Source organism: Dyella amyloliquefaciens, from assembly GCF_004296575.1.
Classification (GTDB): Bacteria; Pseudomonadota; Gammaproteobacteria; order Xanthomonadales; family Rhodanobacteraceae; genus Dyella; species Dyella amyloliquefaciens.
Genome location: NZ_SAYT01000004.1, coordinates 237,357 through 253,582, shown reverse-complemented (window position 1 = coordinate 253,582; position 16,226 = coordinate 237,357). Strand labels below are relative to the sequence as shown.

Sequence of the window (16,226 nt, the reverse complement as noted above, 5' to 3'; positions counted from 1 at the left end):
TGACGGGTTGGCAGCGCCCCGACGCGAAAGCGACATCCCGCGCGGCATACTCGGCGTTCGCCCGATCGAACCCGATGCCGAGGGAACCCCACGATGAGAACCGTCGCGCCAGTCGTCGCCCGAGGCACCAGGCTTGTTCTGGCGATGGCGTTCACCCTGTTCGCAGCGCGGTCCCACGCGCAGGCGCAGATCGAGATCAAGCCGCTGCCTGAGTCCAAGGCCGCCACAATCACGCAACTGGGCGCGCACGAGTTTACTGCCAGCGACCTGCAGCCATGGCTGGACGAGCAGATGGGCAAGGCCATGTCATCCGGCAGCATCGCCGGCGCCGTCATGGTGGTGGTGAAGGACGGCAACACCGTGGTATCGAAGGGCTACGGCTATGCGGACGTCGCGGCGAAGAAGCCAGTCGATCCGGCAAGCACGATGTTCCGCGTCGCATCGATCTCGAAGCTGTTCACCTGGACCGCGGTGATGCAGCTGGTGGAGAAGCACAAGCTCGATCTCGACGCGGATATCAACCGCTATCTCGACTTCCGCATTCCCCCACGCGATGGCAAGCCGGTGACGATGCGCGATCTGATGACGCATACGGCCGGATTCGAGGACGTACTCAGGGATCGCTACGCGACCGCTCCGGCCTCGCTGATGAGCAACGAAGTGTGGCTGAAGCGCTGGGTGCCGGCGCGCATCTATCCGGCCGGCGACGTGCCGGCGTATTCCACCTACGGCGCAGCGCTGGCGGGTTACATCGTACAGCGCGTATCCGGCATGCCCTTCGACACGTATGTGGAACGGCACATCTTCACACCGCTCGACATGCAGCACGCCAGTTTCAAACAACCGTTGCCCGCAAACCTGCAGGACGACGCCGCGCCCGGTTACCGGAGCGCCGAGGCCTCGCCGCATGCCTTCGAACTGCGCACGGCAGCGCCGGCAGGCGCGCTGTCGATCAGTGGCGATGACATGGCGCGCTTCATGATCGCCCACCTGCAATACGGTCGTGCCGGCGAAGCGCAGTTGCTGGAACAGGCCAGCGTGAAGCAGATGCAGACCTACCTGCGCGCGGCTATTCCCGGTCTGCCGGGCATGGCGCTGGGCTTCGCGCATATGGACCGTGATGGCCAGGTCATCCTTGGGCATGGCGGCGATATTCCCGACTTCCACAGTCTGGTGGCGTTGTTTCCCGAGCAGCACACGGGCATCTTCATCGCCACGGACGGCAATCCTGATAGCCAGCTGCTGCGACGCCTCGTGGATGGCTTCAGTGTCCGCTATTTCCCCCCGCTGCCGCAGTTGAAGCTGCCCACGCTGGCCACGGCGAAAACGCACGCCGCGCAGCTGGCAGGGCGCTACACCTCCAGCATCACGTCGCAAAGCAACGTGCTGGCCTTGCGCGATCGGTTCCATGAAGTGCAGGTAGGCATCGCATCCGACGGTACGCTGCGCATCCCGCAGCTCGGAAACGAGGCGTGGCGCGAAGTGAAGCCGTATGTCTGGGTGGACGATGCCAGCGGGCATCGGCTCGCCGCGCTCATGCGCGACGGCACCGTGCGCATGTGGTCGATCGATACGCTGTCGCCAACCCAGGTCTTCCTGCCGGCAACAGGTTGGACGCCGGCACGCATCATGTCTGCACTCACGATCCTGCTGGCGGTGTTCGCCCTGATCGTTCTGTCGTGGCCAGTGACGGCCCTGCTGCGCCAGCGTGGCATCGGCTCCGCGCTGCCCGAAGACGACGAGCGCTGGTATCGCCTCAGTCGCATCGCCCCCATCCTCTACCTGCTGTTCGCCGGTGGCTGGGCCCTGATGCTGCCGCGCCTGGGTGCACCGCACCTGGAGATGCGCCTGCTCCTGTTGCAGGTCGTCGGCTTGTTCGCCGTGCTGGGCACGATCCCCATCGCCATCGAGACGTGGCGCGCCTGGCGCACGCCGGGTGCCTGGTGGCGACGCATCAGCGGCGTGATCCTGCTGCTCGGGTGCCTGGGTGCGATCACGTTCATGGTGAATTTCCATCTGCTGGGGCCGGGCTACAACTACTGACGCGCTGGGCTTCTTCCTGTGGGAGCGCACCCTGTGCGCGACCGCGGACTCCCGATGTTTCCGCTCAGTAGGCTTGTCGCGCACAGGGTGCGCTCCCACAGGGAAAGGCTTCGAAACGCCCGGCCCGGTACAATGGTCGAATGGATGTCTCCCACCTGATCGACAAGCTCAACGACGCGCAGCGCGAAGCCGTCTGCGCCCCACCTGGCAACTACCTCGTGCTCGCCGGCGCCGGCTCCGGCAAGACGCGCGTGCTCACGCACCGCATCGGCTGGCTGACGCAGGTGGAACACATCTCGCCATGGGCGATCCTGGCGGTGACTTTCACCAACAAGGCCGCCGGCGAGATGCGCGCCCGCCTGGACCAGCTGATCCCCGGCGGCACCCAGGGCCTCACCGTGGGCACCTTCCACGGCATCGCCCATCGCCTGCTGCGCCGCCACTGGCGCGAGGCAGGGCTACCGGAAGGTTTCCAGATCCTCGACGCGGATGACCAGCAGCGCATCGTCAAGCGCGTGGTCACGGGTCTTGGCCTCGACGAGGCACGCTTTCCGCCGCGCCAGGCTACCTGGCAGATCAACCAGTGGAAGGACGAGGGCAAGCGCGCCGACACCATCGAGCATCGCGATCATCCGATGACGCGCACGCTGGTGCAGATCTACCAGGCCTATGAGGAAGCCTGCCGCCGCGCCGGCCTGGTGGATTTCGCCGAGCTGCTGCTGCGCGCGCACGAGCTGTGGCTGAACAATCCAAACATCCTCGATCACTACCGCGACCGCTGGCGCTACCTGCTGATCGACGAATTCCAGGACACCAACACGCTGCAATACGCGTGGATCCGCGTGCTGGCCGGCAGCACCGGCCAGGTGTTCGTGGTGGGCGACGATGACCAGGCGATCTACGGCTGGCGCGGTGCCAAGGTGGAGAACGTGCAGCAGTTCCTGCGCGACTTCCCCGGCGCGAAGACCATCAAGCTGGAACAGAACTACCGCTCCACCGCCACCATCCTCAAGGCGGCCAACAGCGTCATCGCCCGCAACGGCGGACGGCTTGGCAAACAGCTGTGGACCGACGGCGGCGATGGCGAGCGCATCGCGCTGTACGCGTCCTACAACGAGCAGGACGAAGCCCGCTTCGTGATCGAGCGTATCCGCGAGTACGTCGCCGAGCATGGCGATGCGCGCGATATCGCGATCCTGTATCGCTCGAACGCACAGTCGCGAAACTTCGAAGAACAGCTGATGCAGCGGGACATCCGCTTCCGCGTTTACGGTGGCCAGCGCTTCTTCGATCGCGCCGAAATCAAGGACGCGCTCGCCTACCTGCGCCTGGCTGGCAATCGCCATGACGATGCCGCCTTCGAGCGCGCCGTGAATACACCGCCGCGCGGCATCGGCGATCGTACGCTGGACGTGCTGCGCCGCCGCGCTCGCGTCGAAGGCAGTTCGATGTGGGAGTCCGCGCTCAGCGAATTGAGCGGGGGCAAGGAACTGGCCGGTCGAGCGAAGAACGCGGTGAAGGCGTTCCTGGTGATGATCGAGGACATGGCGCGCGCTTTTTCTCCCCCAGGGGGAGAGGGCTGGGGTGAGGGGGCGGGCTTGCCGAGCGCTTCCGCTTCGAATGACCCCTCACCCAACCCTCTCCCCGCAGGAGAGAGGGTTTCAAGTGCGATGGCATTGGCCGAACAGATCGACCACGCCATCACCCACAGCGGCCTGCGCGACTTCTACGAAAAGGACAGCCGCGGCAATGCCGAATCGCGCGTGGAGAACCTGGACGAGCTGGTCAACGTCGCCAGCCGCTTCGAACTCACGCCTGACGACGTCGAGGCCGGCCTGAGCGAGCTGGCCGCGTTCCTCTCGCATGCCGCCCTCGAGGCCGGCGAAGGCCAGGGCGAATCCTGGGACGACTGCGTGCAGCTGATGACGCTGCATTCGGCCAAGGGCCTGGAATTCCCGGTGGTGTTCCTGGTTGGCATGGAAGAAGGCCTGTTCCCGAGCCAGCGCTCGGTGGAGGACGAAGGTCGCCTCGAAGAAGAGCGCCGCCTCGCCTATGTCGGCATCACCCGCGCCCGCGAGCGCCTGTTCATCACCTACGCCGAATCGCGCCGTATGCACGGCCAGGAAATGCTGGCGCGGCCGTCGCGCTTTCTCGGCGAGATTCCGCCCGAACTCATCGACGAAGTGCGGCCGCGCGTGCAGGTCAGCCGCCCGCTTTATGGCGCGCGGCCGAACAGCGGCTCCGTTTCGCTGGACGAACCCATGCCACTCAAGCTGGGGCAACGCGTCAACCATCCCAGCTTCGGCGAGGGTGTGGTGGTGAGCGCCGAAGGCAGTGGCGCGCACATGCGCATCCAGGTGAACTTCGCGTCGGCCGGCAGCAAGTGGCTGGTCTACGCCTATGCCAACCTGACACCGCTGTAAGGCCCGCGTCGCCGGATGATGTCGCCCCTGGGCGTATCATCGGGTCGCTTCACGCACGTCATGTCGAACGAAGCCTCCGGCAACGGCGGAGGTTTTCCCAGCTTCCGGACCCTCTACGACCAGGCCAGGCCATGACATACAACGTCGACGAGGAAGCCCCTGCCGAACGCCGCCGTCGCCTGGACGACGACATCTGCGTCCACATCTTCACCGCCTCGGCCACGATGGTGGGCGTATGTCTCACCGTCGTCGGCATCCTGCGCGTCGTGATTTCACTACGGCGCGAGGACACCCTTGCCGACGACCTGCTGGCCGTCAACGCGATGTTCTACCTCGCATCGTGCCTGCTGGCGTACTGGGCGCTGCGCACGCGCAACGTCAACCGCAACTATCGGTTGGAGCGCGTGGCCGACGTCATCTTCCTGCTGGCGATGGTGTTCACGGCCGCCAACGCCGGATTCATCACCTGGGCGATCTCGGTGAGCTGATCCGGCGAGCGCTATCGGTCGTCTTTTTTTGTGGGAGCGCACCCTGTGCGCGACCGCGGAGCGAAAGATCACCTCTTCGTCCGGTCGTCGCGCACAGGGTGCGCTCCCACAGTGAAGCTATCTATCGCGCCGACTATTCCGGCAACCGCGGCACACCGTGTTCGCTGCGCTCTTCCACCGCGATAGGACGTGTATCCAGGCGCGAGGCGCGCGGACCTTGCGGCAGCGACGTGGCCGGCTCGCCGCGCGCAAGCGCCAGCGCGTTGCGATAGCAGCGCTGCGCCATGCCCGCCTCGTTCTGGCCCGCATAGACGTCGCCGAGCGCTTCCCACGCACCACTGGTAGGTATGAGCGCCAGCGAGCGTTCGAGATACTGCGCGGCCTTGCCCCACAGGCTGAGCCGCACGCACATGCGGCCCAGGGTGAGCAGCAGGGCGGCATCGTTGGGATGACCTTCGAGCCACGACTCGGCACGGCGCAGGCGCGCCTCGATATCTTCGGCGCCGAGTGCTCCGTAGGTCTCGATCAGCATCGGCGACCATTCGCGGCGCAACGCAGATTCCACTTCGTCCATCGCGGGCAGCATCATGCCGAAGCTCGCCGCCTGACGGGCATAGGCATCGACCGCCGCAGGCAGGCGACGCTGTGCCTTGGGCAACTGGGCCCATAGCGCGTTGAGCGCGGAGGCGTCGGGCGCGGCACGCAGCGACGCGGAAAGCACTTGGGCTTCCACCGCGGTATAACCGCGCGTGCCGAGGGCACCACTCTTCTGCAAGGGGTCCAGCGCCAGCCGGGCGCGGCGCGTATCGCCCGCCGCCAATGCCGCGAGGGCCAGCTCGCGCCAGCCACCCGGCGTCAGGTTGCCGGTGTCGGCATCGCTCGCCAGCAGGTTCACGGCCTCGGTCGGCTTGCCTTCACGACGGAGCACGCGGGCACGCAGCACGCGTGCCGCGCGCGGCGCCACCTGACCTGCTTCATCGAGCGTAGCGAGCGCGCGCACATTCTCGCCGCGACGCGAAGCCGCCTCGGCGGCGGCCAGCAAGGCGGGACCACGCAAGGCATCCAGGCGGGAGGCGCGATGCAGGTCGCGCTCGGCATCGCCATGGCGGCCTTCCATCAATGCGAGCAACCCTTCACCCATCTTCTGCCGGCTGAGCCGACGATGGCGACGCGTCAGCGCACCAAACGGCCAGCGGATGGCAAACCACACGGCGCCGATGACTGCCCACGCGAGCAACAGGATGACGAGGGCGGCAACCACCGTCGTCTCGGCCTGCCAGCCGCGCAGCTGCACCATCACATAACCCGGATCTTCCGCGACCCAGTGCCAGCCGAAGGCGGCCAACGCTGCGAGCACCACCAGCAGCAGGATCCAGCGCCACAGCTTCATGGCTTGGCCCCGTTGGCGGCGGCAGGCTTGAGCGCATGTACCGCGCGCAGATTGCGCAATTCGCCGAGGGCGGCGCCCAGCTGTACCGGTGCGGACGGCTGCTGTGCCTGCAGGGCGGTCAGTTGCGTGCGCGCCTGCTGCACGGCGGGCGCATTCGTGTCGAATTGCGCGGCGATGCCCGTGTCCGCGCGCTTGAGTGCGGCGGCGTAGGCGTCGCGATCCGCCGCCAGCAACGCGGCTTGCGCCTGAGCGAGATCGATGGCGGTGAGTTCACGCGCGAAGCGTGCATCCGCCACCGAGAGCGGCGCGCCGTTGGTCCGCTGCACCTTCACTACATTCCCGATGGCTGCGCTCACGCGCGACCATGCGCTGGTGGAGGCTTCGGAACCCGCCGTATCCAAAGGCTTGAGCGGAAGTTCCAGCACCGCCGTGCGTAGCGCGGACAGCGCCGTCAACGACGCGTCGAGTGTGGCGGGCTGACTCTTGGCCAGTGCTTCGCGCTCCGCACCGATGCTCTGGCGCAGGCCGGAGAACGCACCATCATCCACCGCCGCCAGCGTCTGGTCGGCCAGGGCATACGCGGCCGCCGCACCTTGCGCGTCATGGAACAGGTCGTACCGCTCCTTGGCCATGCGCAGCAGCGATTCGGTTTCATCCAGCAGCATGGCGTCGTGGCCGGAGAGCGTCTTCTCGGACAGCTTGGCCACGGCGTCTTCGAGGTTGCGCGTGCGCTCGGCCTGACTTAGCAGTTCCTCGCGCAACGAGCGGTTCACCTGATCGGCATCGCCCAGTCGCTGGCGCAGCAGGTTGCGCTCGCTGTCACCGGCCTTGGCGACATTCTCGAGACTGTCCACGCGCTGCTGCAGCCCCTGCAGCGCCACGTTGCCCGCGGCGTTGCCCTGTTCCTGCTGCCATTGGCGCCAACCGACGTAGCCGGCGCCGCCGACAGCCACCAACGACAGCAGCAACGCTACCGCCAAAGTGCCGCTGCCGCGCCGCGCTGGCGTGCTGCGCGATCGGGAGGAACCAGTTTGCGCGCCCGCAGGCGCCTCGGATCGGGAGAAGGAGTCGTCTTGGCTCATGGCCGCCATGCTAGCAGCCCGCAACGGGGGACTCGCATCAAGCGGGCGTGAAGGTGCCGCCCTTCAGCGCGCCGGCATCGCCTCGGTTTCACCGAACTGACACAGGTCAACGCGCAGCGGCGGCGAGCAGATCAGAGGACAACGCCGACGAGGCCAGGAGCACGCGGGAAAATCCCGCACTGCGAGCCGCATCGGCGAGCCGTTCGCTACTGGCCACGGCAACGGCGGCGCAAAGCTGGGCCCATGCGTGTACCGGCAGGCCTTGTTGCAGGTTGCCCAGCGCCTCGGCGCTGGAGAGCAACACGCGTGCATCGTCGGGCAACTGTTGCAGCGCTTCGAGATGTCTTGCCTGCCAGCGCGGAACGCCGCGCTGGTACACGTGTACTTCGCGCAACTGGACACCGCGTTCGGCCAAGGTTGCCCGCAACACGCCGCGACCTCCCGGTGCACCGATCAGGGCGACGCGCAGCCCCCGGGGTTCGGCCAACATGGGATGTTCAAGCAGCCCCTCGCTGTCCTGCCGCAACGTCGGCGCCAGCGGCGCCTTCACCCCGTGCCGGCGGAGCGCTCGCGCGGTGCCCTGGCCCACGGCGAGCACGGTAGCCTGCGTCCGCAAGGGCGCCAGCCGCGCGGCAAAACGCACGGCGGCGGGGCTGGTGAAGATCAGCAGGTCGTCTCCAAGCGCCGCGCCCAGGGCTGCGGCAGATTCCTCGGGTTGGTCCACCTCATGCAACGACAGGCCGGGCAGCAGCATCGGTGTGCCACCGCGCCGGCGCACCTCCCGTGCCAAGGAGGAACCGGTACCGGACGGGCGCGTGATGACTACGGTACGGCCGTGCAGCGCGGGCCTGGCGGCAATCGGGCGTGGCGCGGTCATGAACCTCTCCATGGAAACCCGTGCAGTGTAGCGGCGCGCTTCCCGCATGGTGCGTAAACTACGCATTCCCCGACCCGACACGACCCCCGATGAGCACGACCGAACGACATACCCTGGCGCGCAAGCTGGTGACCTTCATGCGCGACGAAATTCCCCTCGCCCAGAACATGGACCTGAGCCTGGACGGTTGCGACGAACAGCGGCTGTCCATCGCCGCGCCGCTGCCGCCCAACGTCAACGACAAAGGCTGCGCCTTCGGCGGCAGCCTGGTGAGCACGATGACCTTGACCGGCTGGGGCCTGGTGGAACTGGAGCTCCGCATGCGCAACCTCGATTGCGATGTGTTCGTGGGCGAGTCCACGGTGCGTTATCTCGAACCGGTGTGGGGCGACTTCGTGAGCGAGGCCCGCCTGGCCGACACCGCGGACTGGTCGACCTTTTTCGACACGCTGGCCGCACGCGGCCGAGCCCGCATCGAAGTGGCCTGTCGCGTCCCTGGTACCGGCGCGAAGCCAGCAGCCACGCTGGAAGCCCGTTTCGTGGCCAAGCGGCGTTCGCCCGACGCCGTATGAAATCGTCACCGGGGTTGGGCAGAATGGAGGCCTGATCCCGGGGGACCGAATATGCGCCGCATCCTGACCACGTTTGCCGCTCTCGCCACGCTGTCGCTTTCCGGCTGCGCCACGCAACAGCGCAGCGATACGCTCACCACCACGCTCAATGCCTACGCCAGTACGGTGCGCTGGGGTGACTTCAACGCCGCGCAGGCGTTCGTGGACCCGAAGCTGCGTGAGACGCACCCGGTATCGGCCCTCGAAATGTCCCGCTACCAGCAGTACAAGGTGAGCGGCTACGACGAGGGCAAGGGCCCCACGCCCCACGGCGATGTGGAAGTGACCCAGGACGTGCAGATCAACCTGGTCAACGTGAACACCCAGGCCGAACGCACCATCACCGACCACCAGACCTGGCATTACGACGCCGAAGGCAAGCACTGGTGGCTGGTGAGCGGCCTGCCGGACATCAGCCGGCAGTAAGCCCGGGAAGCGGCACGGGGCCACGCCCCGCCCATCCCCTTCCCCTATAATCCCCGGTTCTATTCACCCCGCGCGGCCCTCGCCGCGCCTGCGGAAGCTTTCGAATGAACGATGTACTGCACAAGTTGCCCGAGTTCATCGGCAACCATCTCGCGCTCGCCGCGCTGTTTCTCGTGCTGTTGCTGGCGATCATCGTGATGGAAATCCTCACGCTGTTCCGCAAGTACAAGGAACTGACGCCCGCCGGCCTCACCCTGCTGATCAACCGCGAAAGTCCGCTGATGATCGACCTGTCCGCCTATGCCGATTTCGAGAAGGCCCACGTGCCGGGCTCGCGTCATGTGGCGATGAGCCAGTTCGATCCCGAACAGAAGGACCTGGCCAAGGCCAAGGACCTGCCCGTGGTGCTGATCGACAAGGACGGTCGCAACACCGGCAAGGCTGCGCAGCGACTGGTGAAGGCGGGTTTCTCCAAGGTCTTCACCCTCGGCGGTGGCGTGCTGGCATGGCAGCAGGCGCAATTGCCGGTGGCCAAGGGCAAGAACTGATCCGTCGTCATCCATCTGTGGGAGCGCACCCTGTGCGCGACCGCGGCGCCTGGTGATCACCGCTCTGTAGGTTTGTCGCGCACAGGGTGCGCTCCCACAACAGCGTGGAAGCTCACGTCTCGATGGCAATGCCCGCGCGGCTGCCCAGGATCAGCGCCAGCACATCCGGCGCGTAGTCGAACGAGTCGTAGTACAGGCGGTCTTCCGGCAGGTTTGCATCGACGAACAGCTTGCGGCCGGCATTGATCATCGCCGGCGGTCCGCTCATGTAAACGTCATACCCTGCGAGGTCGGGCTGGTCTTCCAGCACCGCCTCGTGCACCAGGCCCACGCGCGTGCCGTGGCTCGCGGCCTCTTCCGTTTCGGAAATCACCGCCTGAAAGACGAGGTCGTGTGCCTTGCTCGCCCAGCTCTCGGCCAGCCCGCGCAGGTAGAGGTCCGCGGCGCTTCGTGCGCCCCAATACACGCGCATGGGGCGACGCGTCCCCAGCGAAATGAAATGCTCCACGATGGCCTTCACCGGCGCGAAGCCGGTGCCGCCGGCCATGAAGATCATCGGTCGCTCGGAATCCTCGCGTGGCACGAACGTACCCAACGGCCCCTCGATACGCAGCTTATCGCCCAGCTTCAGCGTGTCGGCCACCCACGAGGTGAAGCCGCCGCCCGCCACATGGCGCACGTGCAGTTCGATGATGCCGTCCGCCTCGGGGTGATTGGCGATGGAAAACGGCCGACGCCGCCCTTCATCCAGCAGCACGTCGAGGTACTGGCCCGGCAGCCAATTGAGGCGCACCTCGTCCGATGCGGGCTTCAGGTGCAGGCCGATCACGTCGGGCGCGAGTATCCACTTGCGCGCCACCACCACGTCGAGCTCGCGACGCGCGATGTCTTCCACCGAAGTGACTTCGCGCGCCTCGATCACCAGGTCGCCGCGCGGCACCGCCTGGCACAGCAGGATCGCGTGCTGCGACGGCGCCACGCCACTCAGGGCCAGCGGTGGATTGCGCGGATAGTCGCAATGGCCTTCGATCAGCGTGGCCTTGCAGCTGCCACAGACGCCGGCGCGGCATGAATACGGCAACGCGATGCCGGCCCGCTGTGCGGCTTCCAGCACGGTTTCACCCGGCGCGGCAGGAAAGTGACGACCGGTGGATTGAATGATGACCTTGGACACGTGGTGCATTGTCGCGGCGACAGCAGTCAGCCGACAATGAGGGCCCCCGCGCCCATTCACAAGCTTTTTGCCCGGAGAATCACCCCATGGCCATCTGGAAACAGGATATTTCGCTCGAGCGCATCAACGGCTGGAGCGCCAGCACCATGATGGAAACGCTGGGCATCCGCGTCACCGAAGTGGGCGATGACTGGCTGCGCGGCACCATGCCGGTGGACCACCGTACCCACCAGCCCTACGGTCTGCTGCACGGCGGCGCCTCGGTGGTGCTCGCCGAAACGCTGGGCAGCACGGCCGCGATGCTTACGCTGGACCCGGCACAGGAAGCCGCCGTCGGCCTCGACATCAACGCCAACCACGTGCGGGGCGCGCGCAACGGCATCGTGACCGGCACCGCGCGCGTGATCCATATCGGGCGCAAGACGCAGGTGTGGGAAATCCGCATCGAGGACGAGGCCGGCGAGCTGGTGTGCATCTCGCGCATCACCATGGCGGTGATTCCGTCGCGCGTGGTGGCGCCGCGTTGAGCCTGGAAGCGCCCTATCACTCGCTGGACCCGGACTGCGTGCTGGATGCCGTCACCGCCTGCGGGCTGTGGCCTGATGGGCGACTGCTGGCGCTCAACAGTTACGAAAACCGCGTGTGGCAGGTCGGCATCGAGGATGCCGCACCGATCATCGCCAAGTTCTACCGCCCGCACCGCTGGAGCGACGCGGCGATCCTGGAAGAGCACGCGTTCGCGCAGGAACTGGCCGACGACGACATCCCGATGGTGGCGCCCCTGGTGTTCGGGGGACGCACCCTGCTGCATCACGCGGGCTTTCGTTATGCGCTGACGCCACGCCGCGGTGGCCGAGCGCCGTCGCTGGAATCGGCCGAGCAGCTCGAATGGCTGGGGCGACTGATTGCACGCATCCACAGCGTGGGTGCACGGCAGCCGTTCCAGCATCGCGGGCGCATCGATCGCGCCGCGCTGATCGAACAGCCCATGCGCGCGGTACTCGCCTCGTCCCTGCTGCCGCCATCCCTGCACGCCGCCTATCGCACCGCGGCGGAACGCGTGGACCAGGCCGTCGCCGCGCACCTGGAAGCCGTGGGCCCGGTGCGCCAGTTGCGCCTGCACGGCGACTGCCATCCGGGCAATGTGCTGTGGACCGACCACGGCCCGCATTTCGTCGACCTCGACGACGCCCGCATGGGCCCGGCGGTGCAGGACCTGTGGATGCTCGCCAACGACGATGCCGGCATGCAGGCCTTGCTCGAGGGTTATCAGCAGATGCGCGAGTTCGACTTCACCGAACTGGCCCTGGTGCCCGCACTGCGCGCCATGCGGCAGCTTCATTACGCCGGATGGATCGCCACCCGCTGGCATGACCCGGCCTTCCCCGCCGCCTTCCCCTTCGTGGCCGAACCGCGCTGGTGGGAGCAGCACATCGCCGACCTGCACGAGCTGGCGGACGACTTGTAGCCCCCGTCTTGCCGAGGCACCGGCGACTTGCTATCAAAGGCGCCGGGGAACCAGGGGAAATCCGGATGAGCGTCATACCTGTAACGCACAGGCTTGTGCGTGCGCTTTGCATCGGCCTCGGCTTGGGGGCTGTCGTGGGTATCGTGGTGTGCCTGATGCTGGCGGCCCAACCGTCCATCCTGGTGCGGGTCCTCGCGGGCATGTTCGCCATCGTCTACGCCGGCATCGGCGTCGCCGCCTGTGCCCTGTGGCGCGGCCACCGGCTCGGCCTGCACTGGACGCGCCTGTTGCTGCTGGCCCAGGTCCCGGTGATCCAGACGCCGTGGCTGGTCTACAACCTGTTCGCCGGTGCGGCGGTGAATGTCTATGCCGGCACGCTTTTTGGCGCGGGGGCGAACGTGGGCGCGAGCTTCAACTGGTTCCTGGGCAACTCGGGCCGAGGCAGCGGCGTCGGCCTGGGGGTGAACCTGGTGGCGCTGATCGCCTTCGTGATGCTCGGCCGTGTGCGTATTGAACCGAAGCGGAACAGGGTCTTTGCCACGCCACTGGAAGTGCTGGCTGCGCAGGATTAAGCCGCTACGCCTTCCGCTATGCTCCGGGCTTTTAGGCGAGTACGCACGTGCGCAATTTCCTGTTCCGACTGATCGGCATCCTCGAGGTGGCCGGTGGCTTCTTCGGCATGGTCAACATGCTGCGCCGGCTGCTGCCCTTCGGTTCGCACGACTCGCTGGTGGCCGTGATCGGCCTGATCGTCTATGCGTTCGTGCTGGTGGCCGGCGTGCTGCTGCTGGAAAACAGCGAACGCGGCGTGACCTTCTCCAGCTGGGCGCAGCTGCTGCAACTGCCGCTCATCGCCACGCCGATCTTCAGCTATGCGCTGCATTGCGGCGGCTACGTCAACGTCTTCGCCACCCTGCACCTGCCGGTGCGGCTGGACCTGGACTGGCACTTCGGCAGCGAGGGCTTCGTGCTTGCCGTGGCCGGACCGGGGATGTCGCGGATCGGCCTCAACCTGCTAGCCCTGCTGTCCTGGCTGGCGCTGCGCCTGCGCTGAAGCTTCTGCTCCCTCTCCCCTTCGGGGAGAGGGTCGGGGTGAGGGGCGGGTCTTGCCTGGCGCTCATTGAGAACTGAGCTCTAGCTCGTCCTTTCCCAGATAGACCTAGCAACGCCCTCGCAAGATTGCCCCCTCACCCCAGCCCTCTCCCCGAAGGGGAGAGGGAGTAAAAAGCGGCCACTTCCGCGCACCAGCTATCATGTGCGGATGAATACCCCCGCTTCCCTCCCCGTCATCCGCCTCAAGACCGACCGTTCCCCTGGCCACCCCTGGGTGTGGTCCGCCCAGGTGCACAAGCCCGAAAACCGCCTGCCGCCCGGCAGCGTGGTGGACGTGGAGGACGCCAAGGGGCGTTTCGTGGGGCGCGGCTTCTGGAACGGCCATGCGCGTATCGCGCTGCGCCTGCTTACCGCCGATCCGGCTGAAACCATCGATGCCGAATGGATCGCCGCGCGCATCGACCGCGCCATCGGCCTGCGCCAGGAGCTGCTGCAGCTCGACCGCGTGAGCGATGCCTGGCGCGTGGTGCACAGCGAAGGTGACGGGCTTTCCGGCCTGGTGGTGGACCGCTACGCCGACATCCTCGTGATCGAATACTTCGCCGCCGGCATGTGGCGCTTCCGCGAAGCGATCCACGCCGCACTGCTGCGCCATTTCCCGGACGCACGCCTGTACTGGTTCGCCGAGACCCACGTGCAGAAGCAGGAATCCTTCGACTGCCGTTCGCCCGAGGCGCCCGCGCCGGTGGAAGTGCACGAGCACGGCCTGCGTTTCCACGCGGCACCGGGCTACGGCCACAAGACGGGCTTCTTCGCCGACCAGCGCGAGAACCGCCATCACTTCGCGCGCCTGACCAAGGGTCGCCGCGTGCTGGACCTGTGCTGCAACTCGGGCGGCTTCGCGGTGCATGCGCTGGCCGCTGGCGCGAAGTCGGCGACCGGTGTGGACATGGATCCGGGCATCCTGGAAATCGCGCGTGCGAACGCGGCGGCCAACGACGTGCCGGCCGTGTTCGAGGCTGCCGACATGTTCGACTGGCTGCGTGGCGCGGTGGAGCGCGGCGAGCAGTACGACGCGGTGATCCTCGATCCGGCCAAGCTCACGCGCGACCGCAACAAGGTGTTCGACGCGCTGAAGAAGTACTTCGCGATGAACCGCCTCGCGCTCGACGTGATCCCGCCGGGCGGCCTGCTGCTGACGTGCTCGTGCACCGGCCTGATCAGCGAGGCGGATTTCCTGGAGATGCTGCGTCGCGTGGCACTCAACGCCGGACGCGAGATCCAGGTGCTGCACACGGCCGGCGCCGGTGCCGACCACCCGTTCCGCAGCGACGTGCCGGAAGGGCGTTATCTGAAGGCGGTGTTCTGCCGCGTGATGTAGTTCCTGCCTGCGTGGAGGGCCTGACATGACCGATGTCGTCGATTCCATCCGCAACTACAACGCCAAGCGCGATCCCGAACGCCTGCAGCGCAAGTACATGGCCATGCGCCATGACCCGTTCACGTTCCTGCGCGGCACCTGCCATCTGTTCTACGCACAGCTTCCCGAGGCGAAGTGGCTCGCCAAGGCGCCGCCCGTGTGGGTGTGTGGCGACCTGCACCTGGAGAACATGGGCAGCTACAAGGGCGACAATCGCCTCGTCTATTTCGACCTCAACGATTTCGACGAGGCCGCGCTCGCACCCAGTTCCTGGGAGCTGGTGCGCCTGCTGACCAGCGTGCACATGGCCGCCAGCAGCCTGAACCTGAATACCTCCCAGGCCAACCATCTCTGCCGCGATTTCCTCGACAGCTACGCGGCGGAGCTTCGCATGGGCAAAGCGCGCTGGGTTGAGCGCGACATGGCCAGCGGCATGGTGGGCGATCTGCTCGGCAGCCTGCGCGGTCGCCTGCGCCCGCATTTCCTGGACAGCCGCACCGTGCGCAAGGGCAAGCACCGCACGCTGCGCATCGACGGACGGCGCGCACTGCCCGTTACCGACAAGCAGCGCGAGAAGGTCACCGCCCTGATCGACCGCATAGCCGCCAGGGAAGACAAGCCGCGTTTCTATCGCGTGCTCGACGTGGCACGACGCATCGCCGGCACGGGCAGCCTGGGCGTCGACCGCTACGCCGTCCTGATTGAAGGCAAGGGATCGCCCGACGGCAACTACCTGCTCGATCTCAAGCAGGCGCTGCCCTCCTCGCTGGTACCTCACCTGGGCATCCGCCAGCCGCAGTGGCGTAGCGAAGCCGAGCGGGTGGTATCGGTGCAGGCGCGCATGCAGGCCATCAGCCCGGCGTTCTTCCGCGCCGTCACCATGGGACAGAAGTCGTACGTGCTGCGCGGCCTGCAGCCCACCGAGGATCGCCTGGCGCTCACCGACTGGGGCGGCAAGCTGGATCGACTGGAAGGCGTGCTCGGAACCATGGGCAAGCTGGTGGCCTGGGCCCAGCTGCGCAGCAGCGGCCGCGAAGGCGCCGCCACAGCCGACCAGTTGATGGCGTTCGGCGAAAAACGCCGCTGGCCCACGCAACTGCTCGGCGTGGCCAAGGACTGCACGAAGCAGGTCCGGCGCGACTGGAAGACCTACTGCAAGGCCTTCGACCAGGGCGCGTTCCGCCTCCCGGCGCCCAAGGCGTAACCCGTCGGAATCCCGGCTC

Annotated in this window: 16 protein-coding genes; 12 read left to right on the top strand and 4 right to left on the bottom strand. The window is 66.9% G+C overall.

The window, feature by feature from the left end:
• Nucleotides 1–93 precede the first annotated feature (93 nt).
• The 3 genes from EPB08_RS11480 (at nucleotide 94) to EPB08_RS11470 (ending at nucleotide 4,954) form a co-directional block, all read left to right on the top strand.
• Complete coding sequence (locus tag EPB08_RS11480; protein ID WP_130619230.1) at nucleotides 94–2,043, top strand: serine hydrolase domain-containing protein; 1,950 nt, start codon at nucleotides 94–96, stop codon at nucleotides 2,041–2,043.
• A 140-nt stretch (nucleotides 2,044–2,183) separates the two neighbouring features.
• Nucleotides 2,184–4,466, top strand: a complete 2,283-nt coding sequence (locus EPB08_RS11475; protein WP_130619229.1) for a UvrD-helicase domain-containing protein — start codon at nucleotides 2,184–2,186, stop codon at nucleotides 4,464–4,466.
• 131 nt (nucleotides 4,467–4,597) lie between these two features.
• Entirely contained in the window at nucleotides 4,598–4,954 is a 357-nt protein-coding gene (locus EPB08_RS11470) for a hypothetical protein (protein ID WP_130619228.1), read from the top strand.
• A gap of 133 nt (nucleotides 4,955–5,087) precedes the next feature.
• Here the strand turns inward: EPB08_RS11470 and EPB08_RS11465 are convergent, their stop codons facing one another.
• From EPB08_RS11465 to EPB08_RS11455, 3 genes are all read right to left on the bottom strand, one after another.
• Nucleotides 5,088–6,344 carry a heme biosynthesis HemY N-terminal domain-containing protein gene (locus EPB08_RS11465; RefSeq protein WP_130619227.1) on the bottom strand — a complete coding sequence of 419 codons (1,257 nt, stop codon included), beginning with the start codon at nucleotides 6,342–6,344 and terminating at the stop codon, nucleotides 5,088–5,090.
• On the bottom strand, nucleotides 6,341–7,426 hold the full coding sequence (locus EPB08_RS11460) for a uroporphyrinogen-III C-methyltransferase (protein WP_130619226.1): 1,086 nt from the start codon (nucleotides 7,424–7,426) through the stop codon (nucleotides 6,341–6,343). Before EPB08_RS11460 ends, EPB08_RS11465 begins: the two co-directional genes overlap by 4 nt.
• 106 nt (nucleotides 7,427–7,532) lie before the next feature.
• The gene (locus tag EPB08_RS11455) at nucleotides 7,533–8,303 is read right to left on the bottom strand and encodes a uroporphyrinogen-III synthase (RefSeq protein ID WP_130619225.1); all 771 of its coding nucleotides are present in this window, start codon (nucleotides 8,301–8,303) and stop codon (nucleotides 7,533–7,535) included.
• A gap of 89 nt (nucleotides 8,304–8,392) precedes the next feature.
• On the opposite strand from EPB08_RS11455, the gene EPB08_RS11450 reads away from it, so the two are divergent.
• From EPB08_RS11450 to EPB08_RS11440, 3 genes are all read left to right on the top strand, one after another.
• Nucleotides 8,393–8,875, top strand: a complete 483-nt coding sequence (locus EPB08_RS11450; RefSeq protein WP_130619224.1) for a YiiD C-terminal domain-containing protein — start codon at nucleotides 8,393–8,395, stop codon at nucleotides 8,873–8,875.
• A gap of 51 nt (nucleotides 8,876–8,926) precedes the next feature.
• On the top strand, nucleotides 8,927–9,340 hold the full coding sequence (locus EPB08_RS11445; RefSeq protein WP_130619223.1) for a hypothetical protein: 414 nt from the start codon (nucleotides 8,927–8,929) through the stop codon (nucleotides 9,338–9,340).
• 104 nt (nucleotides 9,341–9,444) lie between these two features.
• Entirely contained in the window at nucleotides 9,445–9,888 is a 444-nt protein-coding gene (locus EPB08_RS11440) for a rhodanese-like domain-containing protein (protein WP_130619222.1), read from the top strand.
• Nucleotides 9,889–10,000: 112 nt separating this feature from the next.
• On the opposite strand, the gene EPB08_RS11435 is transcribed toward EPB08_RS11440, so the two are convergent.
• Nucleotides 10,001–11,071, bottom strand: coding sequence for a 2Fe-2S iron-sulfur cluster-binding protein (locus EPB08_RS11435; protein ID WP_130619221.1), 1,071 nt, complete (start codon nucleotides 11,069–11,071; stop codon nucleotides 10,001–10,003).
• A gap of 77 nt (nucleotides 11,072–11,148) precedes the next feature.
• On the opposite strand from EPB08_RS11435, the gene EPB08_RS11430 reads away from it, so the two are divergent.
• The 6 genes from EPB08_RS11430 (at nucleotide 11,149) to EPB08_RS11405 (ending at nucleotide 16,207) form a co-directional block, all read left to right on the top strand.
• Nucleotides 11,149–11,589: a hotdog fold thioesterase gene (locus EPB08_RS11430; RefSeq protein WP_130619220.1), complete on the top strand. Its 441-nt coding sequence runs from the start codon at nucleotides 11,149–11,151 to the stop codon at nucleotides 11,587–11,589.
• Nucleotides 11,586–12,530, top strand: coding sequence for a serine/threonine protein kinase (locus EPB08_RS11425; RefSeq protein WP_130619219.1), 945 nt, complete (start codon nucleotides 11,586–11,588; stop codon nucleotides 12,528–12,530). The genes EPB08_RS11430 and EPB08_RS11425 overlap by 4 nt, the downstream gene beginning before the upstream one ends.
• A 65-nt stretch (nucleotides 12,531–12,595) precedes the next feature.
• The gene (locus EPB08_RS11420) at nucleotides 12,596–13,102 is read left to right on the top strand and encodes a hypothetical protein (RefSeq protein WP_130619218.1); all 507 of its coding nucleotides are present in this window, start codon (nucleotides 12,596–12,598) and stop codon (nucleotides 13,100–13,102) included.
• Nucleotides 13,103–13,149: 47 nt separating this feature from the next.
• Nucleotides 13,150–13,584: a hypothetical protein gene (locus tag EPB08_RS11415; protein ID WP_130619217.1), complete on the top strand. Its 435-nt coding sequence runs from the start codon at nucleotides 13,150–13,152 to the stop codon at nucleotides 13,582–13,584.
• A 207-nt stretch (nucleotides 13,585–13,791) separates the two neighbouring features.
• Nucleotides 13,792–14,964 carry a class I SAM-dependent rRNA methyltransferase gene (locus EPB08_RS11410; RefSeq protein ID WP_130619216.1) on the top strand — a complete coding sequence of 391 codons (1,173 nt, stop codon included), beginning with the start codon at nucleotides 13,792–13,794 and terminating at the stop codon, nucleotides 14,962–14,964.
• Nucleotides 14,965–14,989: 25 nt separating this feature from the next.
• The gene (locus EPB08_RS11405; protein WP_130619215.1) at nucleotides 14,990–16,207 is read left to right on the top strand and encodes a DUF2252 domain-containing protein; all 1,218 of its coding nucleotides are present in this window, start codon (nucleotides 14,990–14,992) and stop codon (nucleotides 16,205–16,207) included.
• Nucleotides 16,208–16,226 lie beyond the last annotated feature (19 nt).